Annotated in this window: 20 protein-coding genes; 6 read left to right on the forward strand and 14 right to left on the reverse strand. The window is 50.1% G+C overall.

Going from position 1 to position 22050, the window contains the following annotated elements; genetic code table 11:
• Nucleotide 1: 1 nt before the first annotated feature.
• Both codA and codB read right to left on the reverse strand, forming a co-directional pair.
• Entirely contained in the window at nt 2-1285 is a 1284-nt protein-coding gene (codA, locus tag CPY98_RS19055; protein ID WP_096388605.1) for a cytosine/isoguanine deaminase, read from the reverse strand.
• Nucleotides 1275-2546, reverse strand: coding sequence for a cytosine permease (gene codB, locus CPY98_RS19060; protein WP_043489419.1), 1272 nt, complete (start codon nt 2544-2546; stop codon nt 1275-1277). Before codB ends, codA begins: the two co-directional genes overlap by 11 nt.
• A 373-nt stretch (nt 2547-2919) precedes the next feature.
• Between codB and nirB the strand changes: the two genes are divergently transcribed.
• The 5 genes from nirB (at nt 2920) to CPY98_RS19085 (ending at nt 8851) form a co-directional block, all read left to right on the forward strand.
• Entirely contained in the window at nt 2920-5472 is a 2553-nt protein-coding gene (nirB, locus tag CPY98_RS19065; RefSeq protein WP_043489549.1) for a nitrite reductase large subunit NirB, read from the forward strand.
• The gene (gene nirD, locus CPY98_RS19070) at nt 5469-5801 is read left to right on the forward strand and encodes a nitrite reductase small subunit NirD (RefSeq protein WP_096388606.1); all 333 of its coding nucleotides are present in this window, start codon (nt 5469-5471) and stop codon (nt 5799-5801) included. Before nirB ends, nirD begins: the two co-directional genes overlap by 4 nt.
• Nucleotides 5802-5996: 195 nt before the next feature.
• The gene (gene nirC / locus CPY98_RS19075; protein WP_025799270.1) at nt 5997-6800 is read left to right on the forward strand and encodes a nitrite transporter NirC; all 804 of its coding nucleotides are present in this window, start codon (nt 5997-5999) and stop codon (nt 6798-6800) included.
• Between the two features lie 73 nt (nt 6801-6873).
• Nucleotides 6874-8256: a siroheme synthase CysG gene (cysG, locus tag CPY98_RS19080; protein ID WP_043489552.1), complete on the forward strand. Its 1383-nt coding sequence runs from the start codon at nt 6874-6876 to the stop codon at nt 8254-8256.
• Nucleotides 8257-8677: 421 nt separating this feature from the next.
• The gene (locus tag CPY98_RS19085) at nt 8678-8851 is read left to right on the forward strand and encodes a YhfL family protein (protein WP_025799274.1); all 174 of its coding nucleotides are present in this window, start codon (nt 8678-8680) and stop codon (nt 8849-8851) included.
• 259 nt (nt 8852-9110) lie between these two features.
• Here CPY98_RS19085 and trpS read toward each other — a convergent pair whose 3' ends face one another.
• The 12 genes from trpS to CPY98_RS19145 form a co-directional block, all read right to left on the reverse strand.
• Entirely contained in the window at nt 9111-10115 is a 1005-nt protein-coding gene (trpS, locus tag CPY98_RS19090; protein WP_025799276.1) for a tryptophan--tRNA ligase, read from the reverse strand.
• A gap of 19 nt (nt 10116-10134) precedes the next feature.
• Nucleotides 10135-10851 (reverse strand): phosphoglycolate phosphatase, encoded by a 717-nt coding sequence (locus CPY98_RS19095; RefSeq protein ID WP_096388607.1) that lies wholly within the window; start codon nt 10849-10851, stop codon nt 10135-10137.
• Nucleotides 10844-11521 carry a ribulose-phosphate 3-epimerase gene (rpe, locus tag CPY98_RS19100; RefSeq protein WP_096388608.1) on the reverse strand — a complete coding sequence of 226 codons (678 nt, stop codon included), beginning with the start codon at nt 11519-11521 and terminating at the stop codon, nt 10844-10846. The genes CPY98_RS19095 and rpe overlap by 8 nt, the downstream gene beginning before the upstream one ends.
• Nucleotides 11522-11560: 39 nt before the next feature.
• Nucleotides 11561-12373, reverse strand: coding sequence for an adenine-specific DNA-methyltransferase (gene dam, locus CPY98_RS19105; RefSeq protein ID WP_025799281.1), 813 nt, complete (start codon nt 12371-12373; stop codon nt 11561-11563).
• Between the two features lie 146 nt (nt 12374-12519).
• Nucleotides 12520-13629, reverse strand: coding sequence for a cell division protein DamX (gene damX, locus CPY98_RS19110; RefSeq protein WP_046360099.1), 1110 nt, complete (start codon nt 13627-13629; stop codon nt 12520-12522).
• Nucleotides 13630-13713: 84 nt separating this feature from the next.
• Nucleotides 13714-14799: a 3-dehydroquinate synthase gene (aroB, locus tag CPY98_RS19115; RefSeq protein WP_040047001.1), complete on the reverse strand. Its 1086-nt coding sequence runs from the start codon at nt 14797-14799 to the stop codon at nt 13714-13716.
• Nucleotides 14800-14964: 165 nt separating this feature from the next.
• Entirely contained in the window at nt 14965-15483 is a 519-nt protein-coding gene (gene aroK, locus CPY98_RS19120; RefSeq protein WP_004090980.1) for a shikimate kinase AroK, read from the reverse strand.
• A gap of 322 nt (nt 15484-15805) precedes the next feature.
• Nucleotides 15806-17113 (reverse strand): DNA uptake porin HofQ, encoded by a 1308-nt coding sequence (gene hofQ / locus CPY98_RS19125; protein WP_096388609.1) that lies wholly within the window; start codon nt 17111-17113, stop codon nt 15806-15808.
• The gene (locus CPY98_RS19130) at nt 17110-17463 is read right to left on the reverse strand and encodes a hypothetical protein (protein WP_046448821.1); all 354 of its coding nucleotides are present in this window, start codon (nt 17461-17463) and stop codon (nt 17110-17112) included. The genes hofQ and CPY98_RS19130 overlap by 4 nt, the downstream gene beginning before the upstream one ends.
• Nucleotides 17460-17969: a hypothetical protein gene (locus CPY98_RS19135; protein ID WP_096388610.1), complete on the reverse strand. Its 510-nt coding sequence runs from the start codon at nt 17967-17969 to the stop codon at nt 17460-17462. Before CPY98_RS19135 ends, CPY98_RS19130 begins: the two co-directional genes overlap by 4 nt.
• Entirely contained in the window at nt 17962-18492 is a 531-nt protein-coding gene (locus tag CPY98_RS19140) for a PilN domain-containing protein (RefSeq protein ID WP_046448823.1), read from the reverse strand. Before CPY98_RS19140 ends, CPY98_RS19135 begins: the two co-directional genes overlap by 8 nt.
• Entirely contained in the window at nt 18480-19322 is an 843-nt protein-coding gene (locus CPY98_RS19145; protein WP_043489431.1) for a hypothetical protein, read from the reverse strand. The genes CPY98_RS19140 and CPY98_RS19145 overlap by 13 nt, the downstream gene beginning before the upstream one ends.
• Before the next feature lie 120 nt (nt 19323-19442).
• On the opposite strand from CPY98_RS19145, the gene mrcA reads away from it, so the two are divergent.
• Complete coding sequence (gene mrcA, locus CPY98_RS19150) at nt 19443-22013, forward strand: peptidoglycan glycosyltransferase/peptidoglycan DD-transpeptidase MrcA (RefSeq protein ID WP_025799298.1); 2571 nt, start codon at nt 19443-19445, stop codon at nt 22011-22013.
• Nucleotides 22014-22050: the final 37 nt, after the last annotated feature.

Below are 22050 nucleotides of genomic sequence, written 5' to 3' on the forward strand. Positions count from 1 at the left end.
ATTAACGTTTAAAGTCGACGGTTTCAGACGCCCCTAAATGCAGCGTGGTTTTCGCTGGCTGGGTGCAGGCAATCACTGCGCCGCGACGAACGGAATAGCGCACAGGAACCTGACGACGCACGGCATCAAAACCACTGTCTGCCGGTAATACAATCAGATTCGCACTGTTCCCCGCCGCAATACCATAATCCGTTAGATTCAACGTTTTCGCACTGTGGTGAGTAATCAAGTTCACCCCATCGTCAATTTGACCATAGCCCATCAGCTGACAGACATGTAGCCCCATATGCAGCACCTGCAGCATATTTGCCGTACCCAGCGGATACCATGGATCAAACACGTCATCATGGCCGAAGCAGACGTTAATGCCAGATTCCAGCATCTCTTTCACGCGGGTAATACCACGGCGCTTTGGATAGGTATCGAAGCGCCCTTGCAGATGGATATTCACCAGTGGGTTCGCCACAAAGTTAATCCCAGACATCTTCAGCAAGCGGAATAAACGCGAAGTGTAGGCGCCGTTATAGGAGTGCATCGCCGTTGTATGACTCGCGGTTACACGTGCGCCCATGCCTTCTCGATGTGCCAGCGCGGCAACCGTTTCAACAAAGCGCGATTGTTCGTCATCAATCTCATCGCAGTGAACGTCGATCAGACGGTCATATTTTTGCGCCAACGCAAACGTCTTATGCAGAGACTCCACGCCGTATTCGCGAGTGAATTCAAAGTGTGGGATAGCACCAACCACATCAGCGCCCAGACGCATCGCCTCTTCCAACAACGCTTCACCGTTGGGATACGACATAATCCCTTCTTGTGGGAAAGCAACGATTTGCAGATCAACCCACGGAGCCACTTCCTGCTTCACTTCTAACATCGCTTTCAGCGCCGTTAGCGTGGCGTCAGAAACATCCACGTGAGTACGCACATGCTGAATACCGTTGGCAATTTGCCATTTTAGGGTTTGCCATGCGCGCTGTTTCACATCTTCATGGGTCAATAACGCTTTGCGCTCGGCCCAGCGCTCAATACCTTCAAACAGGGTTCCAGACTGGTTCCAGCTTGGCTGCCCCGCCGTTTGGGTGGTATCCAGATGGATATGTGGCTCTACAAAAGGCGGTAACACTAAGCCCTGCTCAGCATCCAAACATTTAGTTGAAGCAGGCATCACGCCAGATTGCGCTTCAATTGAGGTTATTTTTCCGTCTTGGAGACCGATCTGCCACAGCCCTTCTTTCCCCGCCAAGCGAGCGTTAATCACCGCCTGTAATGTGTTATTCGGCACCGTTAGCCTCCGCATTTGTTATTGTTGATACTGCCGTCATTGCAGTTTTACGATTTAGAATTGGATTAAGCACCAGATAGCTCAGCGCCCCGCCCAGCACCGCATTCACGGGCACCACGCCCGGCAGCCAATGACCGGCGGCAATCCCCAGCGCGACGGCCAGAATAGCCACCCAGTTTACGTTCATCATACGCGCGGTAGCAAAGTGCTCATAGCGGCGACGGTTCATCAGGTAGTCAGCGATGATAACGCCGCCCACCGGAGGGATAGCCGCAGACAAGAACGTCAGCCAGCCAACAAAATTGTTATACAGCCACAGCGCGCAAATAGTGCCGATGATGCCGTTAATGATCGACAGCGTTTTACTCGACATACCGGTAATGTTGGCAAAACCCAATCCCGAGGCATAGAGCGCATTGTCGTTGGTGGTCCAGATATTCAGCCCCAGCACTACAATGGCAGGTAGCAACAGACCTTGAGCAATCATGACATCAGAGATATCCGCCATGCCCAATGCCGCCGCACCGGCCGCGCCGAAAATAAACATCAAAGAGTTGCCGAGGAAAAACGCCACCATTGAAACCAGCACCGCCATTTTGGCATTGCGCCCGAAGCGTACAAAGTCGGCGGTGAGCGTTCCTGCGCTGACAAAAGAGCCCACCACCAGCGCCAAAGCCACGTTAAAATCTAACGGCTCAGCCGGAACCACAGATCTCAGCGCGTCTAATCCGCCCATGCCATGCACCGCGAGCCAGACTGAGTAGCCCCCTAAGCAAGCAATAGCAGGAACCGCAATCACCGAAAGCACCGTTAACGCTGAAATACCAAAGAACACCGTCACCGTCATCAGCAAGCCAGAGATCGCGATCAGCCAATTGATATCCAGCCCGGTGGCTTTTCCTACCGGAATGGCAAACATCGCCACGCCGACGCCAAACCACCCTACCTGCGTTCCGCCCAGCAGCAGTGATGGCAGCCAAGAGCCTTTAACACCAAAAGAGAATCGCGCAAGAAGATGTGTGGTGAGGCCCGTTTTAGCGCCGATGTAACCGAGAATAGAAGTGTAAATACCGAGAAGAAGATTACCGAGGAGTACTGCGAGGAAGAAATCATGATAACTAAGACCGGTTCCGAGAGCGCCTCCGGTCCACATACTGGCGGAAAAGAAGGTTAATCCCAGCATGACGAACGTCAATGCTAATACCCCTTTCCGCGCCGACTGCGGTACAGGCCCCTGACTATAGTTGTTATCTTGCGACACGACATTCCTCCTTTCGCTGTTTTCAGGCCAAAAAATCCGCCGCATTCTATTCCTCTGCCGACAAAAAGCAATCGTTTTCGTATGGGTAATAAGAATTTTATATATTTCCCATGATTGAGCAGCTCCGCTTTCAAGATTGCTTAAAAATAAAACAAAATAGCATTTCACTTTTTATAGCTCATCCATTATCAAACTGACACGTTTCAGCTAAAGTTGCGAAAAATCCACAACTTAACAAAATATCAATGAAATCAGACAACTACCACCTTAGAGGTATATAGGGGTCAAATTGATTTACATCAATAAGTACAAACTTCGGAGGATTATGGTAGGCGTAGGATTCTTTTCATATGCAGCAAATTTTGAGGCAAAAATGAGCAAAATTAGACTCGCCATTATCGGTAACGGGATGGTCGGCCATCGCTTCATCGAAGAACTATTAGAAAAGGCTGAACCGAATCAATTTGAGATTACCGTTTTCTGTGAAGAGCCTCGTGTCGCCTACGACCGAGTTCATCTCTCTTCCTACTTCTCACATCACACCGCTGAAGAACTGTCGCTCGTTCGCGAAGGCTTCTACCAAAAGCACAACGTCACCGTGCTAGTCGGTGAACGTGCGATTACGATCAATCGCAGCGAGAAAATTATCTATTCCAACTCTGGCCGTACTATTCAGTACGACAAGCTGATTATGGCAACAGGATCATACCCGTGGATCCCGCCAATTAAAGGCAGCGAAGGCCAGGATTGCTTTGTTTATCGTACTATCGAAGATCTTAACGCCATTGAAGCCTGTGCACGTCGTAGCAAACGTGGTGCCGTGGTAGGCGGCGGCCTTCTCGGCTTAGAAGCCGCTGGTGCGCTGAAAAACCTAGGCGTTGAAACTCACGTTATCGAATTTGCTCCTGTATTAATGGCTGAGCAGCTCGACCCGATGGGCGGCCAGCAACTGCGTGAAAAAATTGAGCGTATGGGCGTGCGCGTTCATACCAGCAAAAATACCCAAGAAATTATCCACTCCGGTAGTGAAGCGCGTAAAACCATGCGCTTTGCCGACGGCACCGAGCTTGAAATCGACTTCATTGTTTTCTCAACCGGTATCCGTCCGCAAGATAAGCTGGCGCACCAATGTGGATTAGCCACCGCTCGTCGCGGCGGGATCGTGATTAACGATCAGTGCCAAACCTCCGATCCTGACGTCTACGCTATCGGCGAATGCGCATCATGGAACGACCGTACTTTCGGCTTGGTTGCTCCTGGTTACAAGATGGCTCAGGTCACCGTTGACCACCTACTTGGCAACGAAAACGGCTTCCACGGCGCAGATATGAGCGCCAAGTTGAAACTGCTGGGCGTAGACGTCGGCGGTATCGGTGATGCACACGGCCGCACCGAAGGCGCTCGCAGCTACGTTTATCTCGATGAAAGCCAAGAAATCTACAAACGCATTATCGTCAGCGCTGACAACAAACGTCTGCTCGGCGCGGTGTTGGTAGGCGATACCAGCGATTATGGCAATCTGCTCCAGCTCACGCTCAACGATATTGAACTGCCAGAACACCCAGATAGCCTGATTCTGCCTGCGCACGCGGGCAAAGGTAAACCGGCTATCGGCGTGGAATCATTGCCAGAAACGGCGCAGATCTGCTCCTGCTTTGACGTCAGCAAAGGCGACATTATCAAAGCGGTCAACGCGGGCTGTCATACCGTTGCAGCGATTAAATCGGCAACGAAAGCAGGCACCGGCTGCGGTGGTTGTATTCCACTCGTGACTCAGGTGCTCAACGCCGAATTGGCTAAGCAAGGTATTGAAGTCAATAACCACCTATGCGAACACTTTGCCTATTCACGCCAAGAGCTGTATCACCTCATCCGCGTAGAAGAGATTAAATCCTTCAACGAGCTGCTGGAAAAATACGGCAAAGGCTACGGCTGCGAAGTGTGTAAACCAACGGTCGGTTCTCTGCTGGCTTCATGCTGGAACGACTACATTCTGCAACCGGAACTCACTCCGCTGCAGGACACCAATGACAACTTCCTTGCCAACATTCAGAAAGACGGCACTTACTCGGTGATCCCTCGCTCTGCTGGCGGTGAAATCACCCCAGAAGGCCTGCTGGCCATCGGTCAGATCGCACGCGAATACAATCTGTATACCAAAATCACCGGTTCACAGCGTATCGGTATGTTTGGCGCACAAAAAGACGATTTGCCTGCTATCTGGAGCAAACTGATTGAAGCGGGCTTTGAAACCGGTCACGCCTATGCCAAAGCACTGCGCATGGCAAAAACCTGCGTCGGCAGCACCTGGTGTCGTTACGGCGTAGGCGACAGCGTTGGCTTCGGCGTGGAATTGGAAAACCGCTACAAAGGCATTCGTACACCACACAAAATGAAATTCGGTGTCTCCGGCTGTACTCGTGAATGCTCAGAAGCACAGGGCAAAGACGTCGGTATTATCGCCACCGAAAACGGTTGGAACCTCTACGTATGTGGTAACGGCGGGATGAAACCGCGCCATGGTGATTTGTTGGCTGCCGATCTCGATCGCGAAACGCTGATCAAATACCTCGATCGCTTCATGATGTTCTACATCCGTACCGGCGATAAATTACAGCGCACGTCTGTTTGGTTAGAAAGCTTGGAAGGCGGTATCGACTACCTGCGTTCCGTCATCATCAACGATAAACTCGGGATGAATGCGTTGCTAGAGCAAGAAATTGCCCGCCTGCGCGAAAAAGTGATCTGCGAGTGGACTGAAACCGTAAACACCCCTGAGGCGCAGGTACGCTTCGCTCACTTCATCAACAGCGATCAACGTGACCCTAACGTTCAGATCGTGTCTGAACGTGCTCAGCATCGTCCTGCACGCCCAGATGAGCGTATTCCTGTCACCCTGATCGCAACCGAGGAGGCTAACGCATGAGCCAGTGGATTAATGTTTGCCCGTTAAACGATATTCTGCCCGGCACCGGCGTGTGTGCCTTGGTGGGCATTCATCAGGTGGCGGTGTTCCGTCCTTACCAAGATGAGCAGGTTTTTGCCATCTCCAATATCGATCCTTTTGCCGGTTCAAGCGTGCTATCTCGTGGCCTGATTGCTGAACATCAGGGCGAACTGTGGGTTGCTAGCCCGCTGAAAAAACAGCACTTCCGCTTGGTCGATGGGCTTTGTCTCGAAGATGAAGCCCATTCCGTGCCGCATTTTGCAACCCGTTTGGTAGATGGGTTTGTGCAGGTACGTTCGGCGGATTAATCATCGCAAAATCCCCCTCCTAACCTCCCCCTTCTCAGGGGGAGGGACAGACGGTGCCATACCGAAACATAAATAGTTATCCTCTCTTACACAGATGAGGACAGGTAAACGGTGCGCAACGCTTTCCTCTGCAAGGGGAACAATGAGGGGGACATTCAAGAATTCGTTTTTTAACCTTAAATCATGGAAGCCAGTATGTTTACCGACACCATCAATAAATGCGCAGCCAATGCGGCACGCATTGTTCGCCTGAACAAAGATAACCCGTTTGGATTTTGGATTAGCTCTGCGATGGCGGGGGCTTATGTTGGCCTCGGCATCATCCTGATCTTCACGCTCGGCAATATGGTTGAACCCGCACTGCGTCCTTTGCTTATGGGCGCAACGTTTGGTATCGCCTTAACGCTGGTGATCATTGCCGGTTCTGAGCTGTTTACCGGTCACACCATGTTCCTCACGCTGGGTGTTAAAGCAGGCACCATTAGCGGAGGTCAGTGGTTAGCCATTCTGCCGCAAACGTGGTTGGGCAATCTGATCGGTTCAATCTTCGTCGCCGTTTTATATTATTACGGTGGCGGAAATTTACTGCCAGTGGATAGCAGCTTAGTGCACACCGCCGCACTGGCGAAAACCACGGCGCCTGCTGCCGTGCTGTTTTTCAAAGGCGCGCTGTGTAACTGGCTGGTCTGTTTAGCGATTTGGATGGCGCTGCGCACTGAAGGTGCAGGCAAATTCTTGGCCATTTGGTGGTGCTTGCTCGCATTTATTGCCTCCGGTTACGAGCACTCGGTTGCCAACATGACCCTTTTTGCCCTATCTTGGCTCGGCAACCACAGCGAATCCTTTACCCTGAGCGGTATCGGTCATAATCTGCTGTGGGTAACTCTGGGTAATACCTTATCCGGTGCGGTCTTTATGGGCCTTGGCTACTGGTATGCAACGCCGCGCGCACAGCGTCCGGTAACGGAAGCCACTGCACAAAAAAATCAGACTGCTTAATGATTTTATGGCGCATCGCTCAGGCGGTGCGCTATTTTTTGCCGAAGCAAATTTCCGTAGTGAGGATTGTTGGATGGACTATTTACCGATTTTTTGTCAACTGCAGCAAAAAGCCTGCCTGCTGGTCGGCGGTGGCGAAGTCGCTGAACGCAAGGCACGACTGCTGATGGATGCAGGGGCAGATATCACGGTTAACGCCAAAGAGTTCACCCCACAATTTGACCTATGGGCACAAGATGGCAAGCTAAAACAGGCACATGGCGAATTTTCTCCCGCTTTGCTCGAAGGCGTTTGGCTGGTCATTGCTGCAACCGATGATGAGAGTGTTAACGATCTCGTCTACCAGCAAGCCAGCGAACGTCAGATCTTCTGCAACGTGGTTGATGCGCCTAAACGCGCCAGTTTTATCATGCCCTCTATTATCGACCGCTCCCCGCTGATGGTCGCGGTTTCTTCCGGCGGTAAATCGCCGGTGCTTGCTCGATTGCTACGTGAAAAGCTTGAAGCTATTTTGCCTCAGCATTTGGGTCAGTTGGCACGCCTTGCCGGTGACCTACGCCAGCAGGTGAAAGATAAATTCTCAACGATTACGCTACGTAGGCGTTTTTGGGAACGCCTGTTCGCCCACGATCGTCTCGCTCAGTCTTTAGCAAACCAAGACGCAGAGATGGTGGATAAGCATCTCACCGATCTATTTGAACAGCCATTGGAGCAGCGTGGCGAAGTGGTTCTGGTTGGCGCGGGGCCAGGAGATGCAGGACTACTGACACTGAAAGGCTTGCAGCAGATCCAACAGGCTGACGTGGTGGTTTATGACCGTCTGGTCTCTGACGACATCATGAATTTAGTCCGCCGTGACGCTGAACGTATTTTCGTGGGCAAACGCGCAGGCTTCCACTGTGTACCTCAGGATGAAATCAACCAAATCCTGCTGCGCAACGCCCGCAATGGCAAACGCGTGGTGCGATTAAAAGGCGGCGATCCCTTTATTTTTGGGCGCGGAGGCGAAGAGCTGGAAGTGCTAGCAGATGACAGCATTGCCTTCTCCGTTGTCCCTGGGATTACGGCGGCGTCCGGCTGCTCAGCCTACAGCGGCATTCCACTCACCCACCGCGATTACGCTCAAAGCGTACGCTTGGTCACGGGTCATGCCAAAAAAGATACCTCGCTCGATTGGGCAAATTTAGCGGCTGAAAAACAAACCTTAGTGTTTTATATGGGGTTGAACCAAGCCGCTGAAATCCAGACACAGTTAATCAAGCACGGAATGAGTGAGTCCATGCCTATCGCCTTGGTGGAAAACGGTACGTCGGTGCAGCAAAAAGTAGTCACCGGAGAACTTGCTGCCTTAGGCGAACTGGCACAACAGGTCGAAAGCCCGAGCTTGATTATCGTTGGCGCCGTCGTTTCCCTGCGCGACAAACTGAATTGGTTCAGTGGGATAGCTAAACAATAAAAGGCGTAAAGATTAGCGTCTTCTAGAGCACCAGCAAAAGCCAAACACAAGAAAGGCCTTGAGATGACTCATTTCAAGGCCTTTCTTGATACTTTAAACCAATACACTACAAAGCCGTATTAATTACTCTGCGGTAAAAATCTCTCTTAACGATGATCATAAATAGTTGTAGATGTATTATTTTTGTATGTCGTATTATATTTATACGGATAATAATCACCATTTTAATAACAGTTTAATTTTTCTTAAATAAGCTTTCATTACTTATAGGGTAATTAAATAGCCAATTAACTTGTCAGTATATTTTTTATAATTTATAGTGCAGCCGTTCTATTTTACAACCTAGTTTATATTTATTATTTTCATCCAAATGGAATATATTTAAAAGCTATCAATACGCATTTAAGATAAGGAATATCTAATGAACAAACTGATTAAAATTGCCATTGTCGCCGCAGTTCTTTCAACACTGACCGCATGCAGCGGACACATTGATAACAAAGCAAAAAACTGTAGCTATGACTATTGGTTCACCCCTGCCCTTTCTATTTCTAAAATGATCGGCGGCTGTGGCCCAGTGGAAAAACAACCATAGAATTATTCGGTTGAATGAACAAATCAGAAATTAACCTATTTATGCTTGCCAGTTTATTACTGATGAGCATAAATAATATTAAGCTACGCCGCCTATCGTTATAGTTTATTTCCTTTCTTATTTAGCCCGAACAAACAAGAATAACTTTCTTAATATTATAAATTCACACTTCAATAAATAGAAAACTCATGGGATTATTGGAAATAAAAAACCCGCTATCGATAAGCGGGTTTATGTACTATAGCTTAGCTGTCACACCTTACGGCTGAGCGACAAAACCAATAGCATCGTAGACTTTTTTCACCGTTTCTTGTGCACGCGCGCGCGCTTTCTGAGCTCCATCACGCATGACCTGCTGCAAGAAAGCCTCATCATTACGGAAACGGTTATAACGCTCCTGTAGCTCTGTCAGCATTCCAGAAACTGCGTCGGCAACGGCACCTTTTAAATGGCCGTACATCTTGCCTTCAAACTCTTGTTCCAATTCTGGGATAGTTTTACCCGTGACGCCAGACAGGATATCAAGCAGGTTAGAAACACCGGCTTTGTTCACGACGTCATAACGCACTACTGCTGGCTCATCAGAATCGGTTACCGCACGTTTGATCTTCTTAATAACAGACTTAGGATCTTCCAGTAAACCGATGACGTTATTACGGTTATCATCCGATTTGGACATCTTTTTGGTCGGTTCTAACAGAGACATCACGCGTGCACCGGATTTAGGAATAAACGGCTCTGGCACTTTAAAGATATCACCATAAAGTGCGTTGAAGCGTGCTGCTACATCACGACTCAGTTCCAGATGCTGCTTCTGATCTTCACCCACCGGTACCTGAGTCGTTTGGTACAGCAAGATATCCGCCGCCATCAGTACAGGATAATCGAACAATCCCGCATTGATATTTTCAGCATAGCGCGCCGATTTATCTTTGAACTGGGTCATGCGGCTCAGTTCACCAAAGTAGGTGTAGCAGTTAAGCACCCAACCGAGCTGAGTATGTTCAGGAACATGAGACTGAACAAAGATGGTGCTTTTCTCTGGATCGATACCGCAGGCCAGATACAGTGCCAGCGTATCCAAGGTCGCTTTACGCAGCTGCTGAGCATCTTGACGCACGGTAATCGCGTGCTGATCGACGATGCAATAAATGCAGTCGTATTCATCCTGCATCTGCACCCACTGGCGCAGAGCACCCATGTAGTTACCAATGGTCAGTTCACCAGATGGCTGTGCGCCACTGAAAACGATGGGCTTACTCATGTCACAGTTCCTATACGTCTTAGCTTAAAGGGGGCAGCCCGATCAGGGGCAACAAGTCAGAAAATTGGTTTAGCACACAGCTTGGCTCACTTCGTTCGATGGGCTCACCGTAGTTATAGCCATAGGTCATCCCTACCGATGGACACCCAGCAGCATGCGCAGCCTGAATGTCGTTACGAGAATCACCGACAAACAGCAATTCACTCGCCAGTACACCAGCTTTAGCCAGTACCAGATATAACGGGGCGGGATGGGGTTTTTTCTTCACCACGTCATCACCACCCACGATATGAGTGAAATAACCATCGATGCAGAGGGAGATCAGCAATGGTCGAACAAACGGCGTAGGCTTATTGGTAATCAGCGCAAGTAAATAGCCATGACGAGATAACGAAGCGAGCGTTTGTGCCACTTCAGGGTAAAGCTGACTGCCGGTTTCAACCGTGCTGGCATAATAAAAATCAAATGCAGCTCGGGTTTGCTGACACAGTGCATCGGTCGGCTCTTGATCCGCCCAAACTAAGGCGCGATTCACCAGCATATCTGCGCCGTTTCCGATCCAGTTCTTTACACGCTCCAATCCTGGAATAGGCAGCCCTAATTCCTTCATGGCTTTGTCCATCGCAGCCGCTAGGCCCGAAGCACTATCCACCAGCGTGCCATCCAAATCGAAAGCAATCGCCTGAATGCCTTCAAAACGTTTGGTTATGAACTGGGTAGAGCCGGAGCTACTCATTACACGCCTTGGCGATTTCGCCACGCATCTGAGTGATAATCTGTTCGTAGTCAGGATGGCCAAAGATCGCGGAGCCAGCAACAAACATATCTGCACCAGCGGCAGCAATGGCACCAATATTATCGACCTTCACGCCGCCATCGACTTCTAAACGAATATCGCGGCCGCTGGCATCGATAAGCTTACGTACCTGACGCAGTTTATCCAACGTCGCAGGGATAAACGACTGACCGCCGAAGCCGGGGTTTACCGACATCAGCAGGATCACATCCACTTTATCCATTACGTATTCAAGATAGCTCAGCGATGTCGCAGGGTTAAATACCAAACCAGCTTTGCAGCCCAAGGATTTAATCAGCTGTAATGAACGATCAACGTGCTCAGAGGCTTCAGGATGGAAAGAGATAATGCTAGCGCCTGCCTCAGCAAAGTCAGGAATGATGCGGTCGACGGGCTTCACCATCAAGTGCACATCAATAGGCGCAGTAATACCGTAGTCACGCAGTGACTTACACACCATCGGGCCGATGGTTAAATTCGGGACATAATGATTATCCATTACGTCAAAATGAACAACGTCAGCGCCTGACGCCAAAACTTTGGCAGTATCTTCCCCTAAACGGGCAAAGTCTGCAGACAAAATCGACGGGGCAATTAAATACTGTTTCATCCGTTTCTCCATGTGCTCGGTTCAGACACTGTGCAAATTTCAGGAATACAGCGCCAGCAATTCGTCTACTTTATTACGTCCACCGACTTTGCTGCTAATCGTTCGACGCGCGCTTACAACAAACAGATCGGCCTGTGCATACCAGAGACGTGTCAGCTCGGTATCATGATTGGAGATCAGCACCGGGATCTTATGCTGCAACGATAAATTTGATGCCACTTCAGCGAGCTTTAATTGATCTGTCATGCTGAAACTGTTGGTGTGATAAGCCGTAAAGTTCGCGGTTGCAGACAGTGGCGCATAAGGCGGATCGCAATACACCACCGTTCCATCCACCGCTTGGCTCATCGACTGCGTGTAGTGTTCGCAGACAAAAGTCGCTTTCTGCGCTTTCTGCGCAAACCAATACAATTCAGCTTCAGGGAAATAGGGTTTCTTGTAGCGACCAAACGGTACATTGAATTCACCACGAGAGTTATAGCGGCATAATCCGTTATAACAATGACGGTTCAAGTACAGGAACAATACCGCTCTACGGTATGGGTCTTGGCTATGATTAAACTCAGACCGCAGGGCATAAAACATCTCAGATTGATTAAACTCTCCGCTAAACATCACCTTAGCGTCACGTACGAAGTTATCAGGCTGAGTTTTAACGATGTTGTACAGACTGATCAGGTCAGCGTTAATATCCGCTAACAGGTATTCTTCATAATCCGTATTCAAAAATACGGAACCGGCCCCAACAAAGGGCTCGATCAACCGCTTTCCGGCAGGCAAATATCGACGAATTTCGTCTACCAGTGGATACTTTCCACCAGCCCATTTTAAAAAAGCGCGGTTTTTCTTCATGCCGTCAGTAAGCTACTTTTACAATTCAAATCGGCGGATCAAACACTGTTCTAGACAGCACATCAGCGCGCATTTATACCGTTCTTATTCGCAGCTGCGATGGCCAAAATGGCCTCGCAGCTGTAATAACTGAGGTATACCACTGTTTATTTTTTAACGTCTTTTTGTACCTGGCTCATCGGACGTACCCAAGGGTTCTTCGCCTGAACATCAGCAGGCAGCGTAGACACCGCCCGTTTTGCTTCAGCTGAACTTGAGTAACTTCCGCTCACCAGTACATACCAAGGCTTGCCGTTACGGGTGGTTTCATAAACCCAATAATGAGCCAAATTCTGTTTTTTCGCATAGGCGTTCAGAGAGTCTGAACGCGATGCGCTGCTCAGCTGTAACGTATAGTGATTAGAAGGCGCACCTTTCAATGACGCATTCGCACCGCTAACAGCAGAACTCACCGCGTGCGTCGCCGGTTTAGTTGCCGTCGTTACTGGCGTCTTGGTGTTCGTTGGTTTCGCAACGTTTGCCGTATGAGCAGGCGTTTTGCTAACCGTTGTTTTACCAGAATGCGGCTTGGCTGCATTACTGTTCGCCGTAGATGCTGGCTTGGTCTGGATCGGGCGAATATTTTGCGCGGTTCCGCCGTTGGTAACAGGCTTAGAAACAGCAGCACCCGAGCCCAACGTAGCCGGAGCCGTTGGCAATGTTGAAGCATTAGCTCCACCATCAACACCTTGTACCGCAGAGTCAACCTGACCTTGCTGTTGAGTCAGTGCATCCGACATATTGTTGCCCGCGAGATCGATACGCTGTTGCCCTTGCTCACCTTGAACAGGTGCGGCCTGAGTTGGCGTATTGGAAATCGGCGGAACTGAAACATCTTGCGGCTGCGCAGCGGGCGCGTTACCAGCGTCAGCGGAATGGTCAATCATACCTGAGTTGTTAACACCGCTACCATCGTGGGCATCAGTGGTATTACTCGCAGTATTATTGGATAAGGTAGAAGATCCCGACAGGCTGATATCTTTGGTTGCGCCATTGTTAGCCTGCTGACCTGCCTCACCTTTCGAGGGTGATTTCAACGCTGAACCAATGCCGATGATCAACACCAACAGCACTAAAATACCGATCCCCATCATCATATGCTGACGAGATACCGCTAATTTTGGCGCTGAAGGACGAGCCTTGCGTGTGCGAGTCGGACGACGATCGCTTGCGTCAGGCTTTAGATCTTCATCAGGTTTGAACTCTTCTTCTTCCATATCCACCCTCCAGTCAGAGGCAAAACCGGTGGGGCGTTTTGATTCTCACCGGTCAATTCAATATTCAATGATTCAACAACATCATCAACCGCGGCAATCCGCAATCGCAGCCAAGACAATCTCATGGGCTACGCCTGAACGTACTTCTGACTGACCAATCGCTGTTGGCAGCACCAGACGCAGTTCACCCGCCAGCACCTTCTTATCACGCATCATGTGTGGTAAATAAGATTCTGGAGTCATACTTTTTGGCCCGGTAACCGGCAGCCCCGCACGCGCTATTAGCGTTCTTACGCGAGCGACATCCGCTTCACTGAATTGGCCCAGACGACGCGCAGTTTCAGCGGCCATCATCATACCCGCCGCAACAGCTTCACCGTGTAACCAATTACCGTAGCCCATTTCTGCTTCAATCGCATGACCATATGTATGGCCAAGATTCAGCAATGCACGAACACCCTGCTCTTTCTCATCCGCAGCAACAACTTCGGCTTTTAGCTCACAGCAGCGACGAATGCAGTACGCCATTGCTTTATTATCAAGTGCCAACAGCTCATCCAGATGCTCTTCTAGCCATACGAAGAATTCACCATCAAGAATGATGCCGTACTTGATAACCTCAGCTAAGCCTGAAGCAAGTTCGCGCGCTGGCAGCGTTTTCAAACAGTCGATATCCACCACGACAGACGCGGGCTGGTAAAAGGCCCCGATCATGTTCTTACCCAGTGGATGGTTAACGGCTGTTTTTCCGCCAACGGAAGAGTCTACCTGAGACAACAATGTTGTTGGCACCTGAATAAAACGCACTCCGCGCTGATAGCACGCAGCCGCAAAACCGGTTAGATCGCCAATAACACCGCCGCCCAAAGCGATAAGCGTGGTATCACGCCCGTGGGGCTTTTGCAGCAATGCAGTAAATACTTGCTCCATCACAGACAACGTTTTGTATTGCTCGCCGTCCGGCAAGATCACCTGATCTACCCGAACACCGGTCTGCTCAAGCGCATGTTTGACACGTTCAAGATATATCGGCGCCAATGTTTCGTTGGTCACTAACATAGCCTGATCGCCTGCCTTTAAAGGCAGAAATGAAGCAGGCTCCTCAAACAAACCAGAGGCTATCGTTATCGGGTAGCTACGCTCCCCAAGAGTGACGGTAATCCTTTCCATGGTGTGCTCAGAACCTTTTTCAGATTAAGAATTCAGTATATAGCCAAATTAGCTGGGGCAGTTGACAGCCAGCAAGTGAACGAACCCCGACCAACCTACACCAGTAAGTTATTCCGGCGAACGCACACAGCTAACGTCGCGGCAACCCAAGTAACAAGGGTATAATTAGTTGCTTTCCAGCATATGAATAATCTGGTTAGCAACAACTTTAGCACTTTGATCATCCGTACGGATGGTCACATCAGCAATTTCTTCGTACAGCGGATTGCGTTCTTTTGCCAAGTCTTCCAGCACTTCACGCGGTGTATCTACCTGCAACAACGGACGTTTTTTATCACGCTGCGTACGAGCCAATTGCTTCTCGATAGTGGTTTCAAGATAAACAACCACGCCGCGAGCTGACAAGCGGTTACGGGTCTCGCGAGATTTCACGGAACCACCACCAGTTGCCAGAACAATGCCTTGTTTTTCAGTCAGTTCATTGATGACTTTTTCTTCACGATCGCGGAATCCTTCTTCACCTTCCACGTCGAATACCCAGCTAACATCAGCGCCGGTGCGTCGCTCAATTTCTTGATCGGAATCGAAGAACTCCATATTCAGTTGCTGAGCTAACTGACGACCAATAGTACTTTTGCCGGCACCCATAGGCCCAACCAGAAAGATATTGCGTTTCTCTGCCATGTTTTTCGGTACTACTAAGACAATTCGTTAATGATAACCCGCCCCGCCAATCAAATTAGCGACGGGACCTAAACTGAAACCTCATGAGCGATAGTGTGAGATCAGACGAAAAATTATCTCAACACTCTAGGTAGTTTGGCAACCGAATAAATCACAGCGCACGCCAAAGGTTACTTCACGGCGATAACGCTTTGGCCGGGGTACGGAAAAGCTCGGTGCTTAATTCGCTACCCTTGTAAGCTAAATCAAGCGCAGCGTCAAACGCGGAAACCATTCATGTGATAAAAATTTTTACCTTTTGAGCAAAAAAAGTATTGAATGCTTATTTCCTGAGTAATGCAGTGGGCATTTCCGTTTTTACTAATCTTGGCGTGATAAAAATCACCAGTTCGCGCCGTTTTGCCTCTTCCGTTGAGTCGCGAAACAGTGCACCAAGCAAGGGAACATCGCCCAATTTCGGCACCTGTGTTTTTCCATGCACAGCTTGCCGTTGAAAAATCCCGCCTAGGATAACAGTTTCACCATCATTCAGGGTGACCTGTGTTTTGATCTCCTGCTTATCGATGGCCAAAGCCTCACCGTCACCCTGCTTAATACTCCTGCCTGGCATATTTTGCGTAATCTGCAACATCAGCGTGATTTTGCCATTACGCATCACCCGAGGCGTGACCTCCATTCCCAGCACCGCCTCTTTAAACTCTATCGAGGTCGATCCACTGGCACCGCTAGAAACCTCATAAGGAATTTCAGTTCCCTGCTTAATACTTGCCGTTTGTAGATTGGTCGCCATCAGATGAGGACTGGCAATAATTTCCACGTTATCTTCTTGTTCCAGAGCCGAAAGCTCCAGCTCTAATAAGCGACCACCGATACGCGCAACTTGAAAACCTGCATTAAATGCACGCCCTTCCACCGGCAATCCCATGTTGAATTGGTTCAGCCGAAAGCCGCTTGAGTCAGACGCTGCGCCATCATCAGACTCCGAGGTCCCCCAACGTATCCCTAGCTCATTCAGGCTTTCACGATTGATTGTCACAATATGGGCAGTTAACTGCACCTGTGAGACGGGTTGATCGAGTTCCTCAATCCAAGCCTGAGCCGCTCGGGTGTTTTCAGGAAAATCCCGCACCAAAATCGTATTAGTCCGTGGGTCGGCACTAATACTGCCTTGCGCGCTTAACAACCCACTTTTTTGCTGCGTCAGGCTTTTGACCACGGCGTCCACATCCGCCTGCTGCAATGCAATGGAGACGGACGTTTTCTCCTGATCTTTCTCTTGCTGCTGTTTTTTATGCGCCAACTCTTGCTGTCTATCGACGGCCTCGGCTGTCTGCACAAAGAGAATATTGCCTGTTTGTTCAATTGATAACTGATTCATACGTGCTATTGCTTGTAATGCCCGCGGCCAAGGCACATCAACCAATTTCACTGAGGTATTCCCTTTAACCTCTTCGCTCACGATTAAATTAAGGTGACGATTATCCGCTAGCGCCTGCAGCACATTAACCAAAGGCGCGTCAAAGAAGGCTAGGGTTATCCGCGCACTATCACGCGACGGCGCGGCGAGTGCCGAAAACGAGCTAAGCCAGAGCAAACAACCATACCAAAATTCCTTTTTGACCTTTTTCATTCCATGGACTCCCTTTCAGCGTTTATCTTCGGACAACTAAACGGATAAACAGCAGGCTTTTCGAACACTGAAAATTCATTGTTTTTTGATATATCTTCCGCATCACTACGCGGCGAGAACAACGGCACAGCAACCATTGCGTCTCCGTTCGTTAACGCCACCCACACTCGCCAACAACGGCCATCACCAATCACGCCCAAAACCTGCCCCGTATCTGGCTCAACGGATATTGATGGCGGTATCAAAGGATGAAAAGGATCTCTATCCGCCTGAGAGGTGCTGATCGACATCACACCGAGGCATACAAGCACAGGAACTTGCCAGCCATGACAAAAGAGCGCTGCCTTCATATTCCATCCCCCGCGAGCGCGAGCTGTCCTGAGATCGTTTCCGATTCCGACTCAAGTTCTAGCTGTGTGATTAGCCGAGCACAGCCAGCCAGTTCATTCAGTAATTGCACAAGCTGAGGAAAACTTAGCGAGCCTTTCACGCCCCAACCTGTGCCTTTTTCACCGCCAGCACGCGGATCTTTCTGCCAAGTCATCTGCTGAGCAAAACGTTCACTAACGGGTAAATCAGCACACTGCGCCACTAACGGTATTATCGATATGGTGTTAATAGAAAGCTGCAACAGCAAGGCCTGCTGGTTTAAAGCATGAGTACTTAATCGCTCCCACGCGGCTTGTGCATCTTGTTGACGCTGCCAAGAAGGTGATTCAGCCCGATGAGACAATGCGGCCACGCCAAGTCCACCTAACGCGCCGCAAAATAGAAAGATGGCGCAGATAACTGCATAAAAATGGTGTGGGCTTAACTCGCATAACCAGCCAATCATGCGATCGGCAACGCTATTCATGCTGGCCACCTTCAAGCAAAAATTTTTGCAGCCCTGATTCAGCCACGCTCATTTTCATAAGTTGTAACTCGGGTAAAGCGGCGCTTTGATTGAGGTGTTGTGTGAAAGCAGAAATGACGACCGGCGTTGATGTCATCCCCTCAACTTCTAAGTGATGTGAGCGCCATGAAAAACGGGTCAACCACACCTGCGCAGGAATATGACGTTGTAGCGCTAAAATAAAGGTCAGGATCTGCAGATTGGTTTTACGGTTGCGCTCATATTGTTGATTCTGGCGCAGCTGATTTTTAGCCTGTAGTGTCCACGCGGCGAGTTGCCCCTGTTGATGCTTTAGTTGCTGGCTTTGGCGTTGCGACACGGCAGTTGCAGCCTCCCAGCATTGAACTCGACGATGCACTTGATAAGCGGAATAACTGGCTATCAATATCAGTAGAACCACCACGGCAACCAAACACAGCATACAAAGCCGTAGTCGCTGAGCACGCAAAGTCGAAAACCAAGGACAAAGGTTTATCTGCTCCATGAGGTTCTCTCCTCACACAGCGCCAGCCCGACGGCCAAAGCAAACAACTCCGGCTGCGAAGGTAAAGGTGGTTGTAGATAGGTCAGAGCACGAAATGGCGACCAGCCTGAGGCGTTGTCAGCGGCACAGGTTAGTGTCTCAGTGCCGCCAATCCCTTGGAGTGCGGCGTTCGAAACGGCTCGCTCGATGAGTTCAGGCATCGATTCATGGTTCTGACGCGCGATAAACCCAAACGCCAGCGGCTGAGAGAAAGGTGCTGCCCACGTCAGCACATGCTCTCCAACATGCAGTAATAATGCGGTTGGCGACTGCCCGCTAAGGGCTGCCGCTCGCCGTAATGCACAAGGGGTGATATCCGCAACGCTCGGCGTCAGACCGGCAGCAATCAATGGTGTTTGCCAATCGCGCATATCTTGCTGGCGCACAGCGGTCATTAGCCAGGCTTTCGGTTGAGAAGGCAAGCGAGTGTAGTCACAAACAAACTCCGAGCGAGGCAGCATAAGGCTGCGCTCTGCGGCTAAATCGAGAATGTTGCGCTGTAAATTAACCGGCAAATTCATCTCTGGCGTCGAAATGCTTTGCTGCATAATAATTTCCGGCGATAGGCCGATACGTACCGAGGTTTTGCCTGGAAGCTGGCGACGTAAGTCAGAAAGTCGATTATTCAGCCATTCCGATTGGCATAATCGTCCACTTTCGACCACATTTATGTGTGATGAAAACTGCCACCAACGCCTGAGCTGCCAGCCTTTACGCTGATAACTGACTGCCACGGCACAAAATGTCCGAGGCTGAATATCTATCCCTAACTGCCAAGTCCGTGCGAACATATGCAGCGATCTCCGTATCGTCAATGAAAGAAAAGAACGTATCCTCCGTGCTAGGTTGCCTTTATACTACTGCGCGTTTGTTTATAAACTGCCCAATTGACAAGTGATGGGAAATTCTAGGTGAAGTTCGTAAAGTATCTAATCATTCTTGCAGTCTGTTGCATTCTGCTGGGAGCGGCCGCAGTATTTGGTCTGTACAAATACGTTGAGCCACAGCTGCCCGATGTCGCGACGCTTAAAGACGTCCGTCTGCAAACACCGATGCAAGTCTATAGCGCCGATGGGTATCTCATCGCGCAATACGGTGAAAAACGCCGTGTACCTCTGCCGCTGAAACAAGTTCCGCCGCAGATGGTAAATGCCTTTATCGCGACTGAGGACAGTCGCTTCTTCGAACATCATGGTGTTGACCCGGTGGGGATTTTCCGCGCCGCTTCCGTGGCGTTATTCACCGGTCATGCCTCGCAAGGTGCGAGTACCATCACCCAACAGTTGGCGAGAAACTTCTTCCTGAGTCCAGAACGTACGCTGATGCGTAAGATCAAAGAGGCCTTCCTCGCGATCCGCATTGAGCAACTGCTGACTAAAGATGAAATTCTCGACCTGTATCTCAATAAAATTTATCTGGGTTATCGTGCCTACGGCGTTGGCGCCGCTGCACAGGTCTATTTTGGCAAAACCGTCGATCAGTTGACGCTGAGCGAAATTGCCATGATTGCCGGTCTGCCAAAAGCACCGTCAACGTTTAACCCGCTGTATTCTCACGATCGCGCTCTCGCCCGCCGTAACGTGGTGCTGAGCCGTATGCTGGATGAGAAATACATCACCCGCGCTGAATATGACCAAGCACGTAGCGAGCCGTTAGAAGCGCGCTACCACGGGCCAGAAATCGACTTCTCTGCACCTTACCTATCTGAAATGGTGCGTCAGGAGATGCTGAAACAGTACGGTGAAAATGCCTATACCGATGGCTATAAGGTTTACACCACCGTCACCAAGCGCCTGCAGTTAGCCGCTCAAAGCGCATTGCGTAACAACGTTATCGCCTATGACATGCGCCACGGCTACCGTGGGCCGTCTAATGTGCTGTGGAAAGTAGGTCAGCCAACATGGTCGCGTGAGCAAATCATGAACTCGCTAAAAACATTGCCAACCTATGGGCCATTGCTGCCTGCGGTTGTCACTGAATCCAGCGCAGATGAAGCCACTGTCATGCTAGCCAACGGCGATAATGTCACGCTGCCAATGGCGACAGTTCGCTGGGCACGTCCGTTCAAAACCGATCGCGTCCAAGGCCCTACGCCGCGTCGCGTCAACGATGTTATTCAGCCGGGCCAGCAAATTTGGGTTCGTCAGGATGAAGAGCAGAAATGGTGGTTGGCTCAGGTTCCAGATGTGAACTCGGCGCTGGTTTCCCTTAACCCGCAAGACGGTGCTGTCAAAGCACTGGTGGGTGGTTTTGACTTCAACCAAAGTAAATTTAACCGCGTCACTCAGGCTCTGCGCCAAGCAGGCTCTAACATCAAACCGTTCTTATATACCGCTGCGATGGACAAAGGCTTAACGCTGGCATCGATTCTGAACGACTTGCCGATTTCTCGCTGGGATGCGGGAGCTGGCACCGATTGGCGTCCTAAGAACTCGCCGCCAACGTATGCAGGCCCAATTCGCCTGCGTCAGGGCTTAGGTGAATCGAAGAACGTGGTGATGGTGCGTGCGATGCGTGCGATGGGAGTTGATTACGCAGCGGAATATCTGCAGCGCTTCGGCTTCCCTGCGCAAAATATCGTGCACACCGAATCCTTAGCGTTAGGTTCTGCGTCGTTTACTCCAATGCAGTTGGTTCGCGGCTATGCGGTATTTGCTAACGGCGGTTACTTAGTTGACCCTTACTTCATCACCAAAATTATCGACGGTGAAGATAAAGTGGTCTTCGAAGCTAAACCGAAGGTTGTTTGCGAAAGCTGTAATCTGCCAGTGATCTATGGGCAAACGCCAAAATCCGTTGCGCTTACCGATGATAGCGTCGAAAACGTCGCCGTATCTCAGGATAGCAACGCTAACGCAGCGGTGCCGATGCCTCAGCTTGAGCAAGTTACACCAGCTCAGATGAATCAGGATTCGGATCAACAATATGCGCCGCATGTGATCAACACGCCGCTGGCGTTCCTGATGCATGACGCGCTCAACAGTAACATCTGGGGTGAACCCGGTGGCGGCTGGATGGGTACCGGCTGGCGTGCAGGGCGTGATTTGAAACGTCATGATATCGGCGGTAAAACCGGCACGACCAACAGTTCAAAAGATGCATGGTTCTCTGGCTATGGTCCAGATATCGTGACCAGCGTTTGGATTGGTTTTGACGATCATCGCCGCGATTTAGGCCGCACCACCGCTTCTGGCGCGATTAAAGATCAAATCTCCGGCGGCGAAGGCGGTGCGAAAAGCGCTCAGCCAGCGTGGGATGACTTTATGAAAGCCGCCTTAGAAGGCGTTCCTGAGCAGAAAATGGCACCACCACCGGGTATTGTTAGCGTAACTATCGACAAATACACCGGCAAACTCTCAGGCGGAGGCGCTGGCAGCAAGTCTGAATACTTCATTGATGGCACTCAGCCAACGGAGTACTCGGTACATGAAGCGGGTACCACGGTGACCGACAGCGGTGGCGAAAGCCACGAACTGTTCTAGTGCAGAACCACTGATACGTTAAAGGGGCCAATTGGCC

Source organism: Hafnia sp. CBA7124 (assembly GCF_002355555.1).
In the GTDB taxonomy this organism is placed as follows: Bacteria; Pseudomonadota; Gammaproteobacteria; order Enterobacterales; family Enterobacteriaceae; genus Hafnia; species Hafnia alvei.

Excerpts from the sequence above, each read along its gene's own strand:
- CPY98_RS19085 (WP_025799274.1), top strand. The coding sequence starts at position 8,678 with ATGAACAAACTGATTAAAATTGCCATTGTCGCCGCAGTTCTTTCAACA.
- aroK (WP_004090980.1), bottom strand. The coding sequence starts at position 15,483 with ATGGCAGAGAAACGCAATATCTTTCTGGTTGGGCCTATGGGTGCCGGC.
- CPY98_RS19145 (WP_043489431.1), bottom strand. The coding sequence starts at position 19,322 with ATGTTCGCACGGACTTGGCAGTTAGGGATAGATATTCAGCCTCGGACA.
- aroB (WP_040047001.1), bottom strand. The coding sequence starts at position 14,799 with ATGGAAAGGATTACCGTCACTCTTGGGGAGCGTAGCTACCCGATAACG.
- nirD (WP_096388606.1), top strand. The coding sequence starts at position 5,469 with ATGAGCCAGTGGATTAATGTTTGCCCGTTAAACGATATTCTGCCCGGC.
- cysG (WP_043489552.1), top strand. The coding sequence starts at position 6,874 with ATGGACTATTTACCGATTTTTTGTCAACTGCAGCAAAAAGCCTGCCTG.
- rpe (WP_096388608.1), bottom strand. The coding sequence starts at position 11,521 with ATGAAACAGTATTTAATTGCCCCGTCGATTTTGTCTGCAGACTTTGCC.
- nirC (WP_025799270.1), top strand. The coding sequence starts at position 5,997 with ATGTTTACCGACACCATCAATAAATGCGCAGCCAATGCGGCACGCATT.
- hofQ (WP_096388609.1), bottom strand. The coding sequence starts at position 17,113 with ATGAAAAAGGTCAAAAAGGAATTTTGGTATGGTTGTTTGCTCTGGCTT.
- nirB (WP_043489549.1), top strand. The coding sequence starts at position 2,920 with ATGAGCAAAATTAGACTCGCCATTATCGGTAACGGGATGGTCGGCCAT.
- CPY98_RS19095 (WP_096388607.1), bottom strand. The coding sequence starts at position 10,851 with ATGAGTAGCTCCGGCTCTACCCAGTTCATAACCAAACGTTTTGAAGGC.
- damX (WP_046360099.1), bottom strand. The coding sequence starts at position 13,629 with ATGGAAGAAGAAGAGTTCAAACCTGATGAAGATCTAAAGCCTGACGCA.
- trpS (WP_025799276.1), bottom strand. The coding sequence starts at position 10,115 with ATGAGTAAGCCCATCGTTTTCAGTGGCGCACAGCCATCTGGTGAACTG.
- CPY98_RS19135 (WP_096388610.1), bottom strand. The coding sequence starts at position 17,969 with ATGAATAGCGTTGCCGATCGCATGATTGGCTGGTTATGCGAGTTAAGC.
- dam (WP_025799281.1), bottom strand. The coding sequence starts at position 12,373 with ATGAAGAAAAACCGCGCTTTTTTAAAATGGGCTGGTGGAAAGTATCCA.
- CPY98_RS19140 (WP_046448823.1), bottom strand. The coding sequence starts at position 18,492 with ATGGAGCAGATAAACCTTTGTCCTTGGTTTTCGACTTTGCGTGCTCAG.
- CPY98_RS19130 (WP_046448821.1), bottom strand. The coding sequence starts at position 17,463 with ATGAAGGCAGCGCTCTTTTGTCATGGCTGGCAAGTTCCTGTGCTTGTA.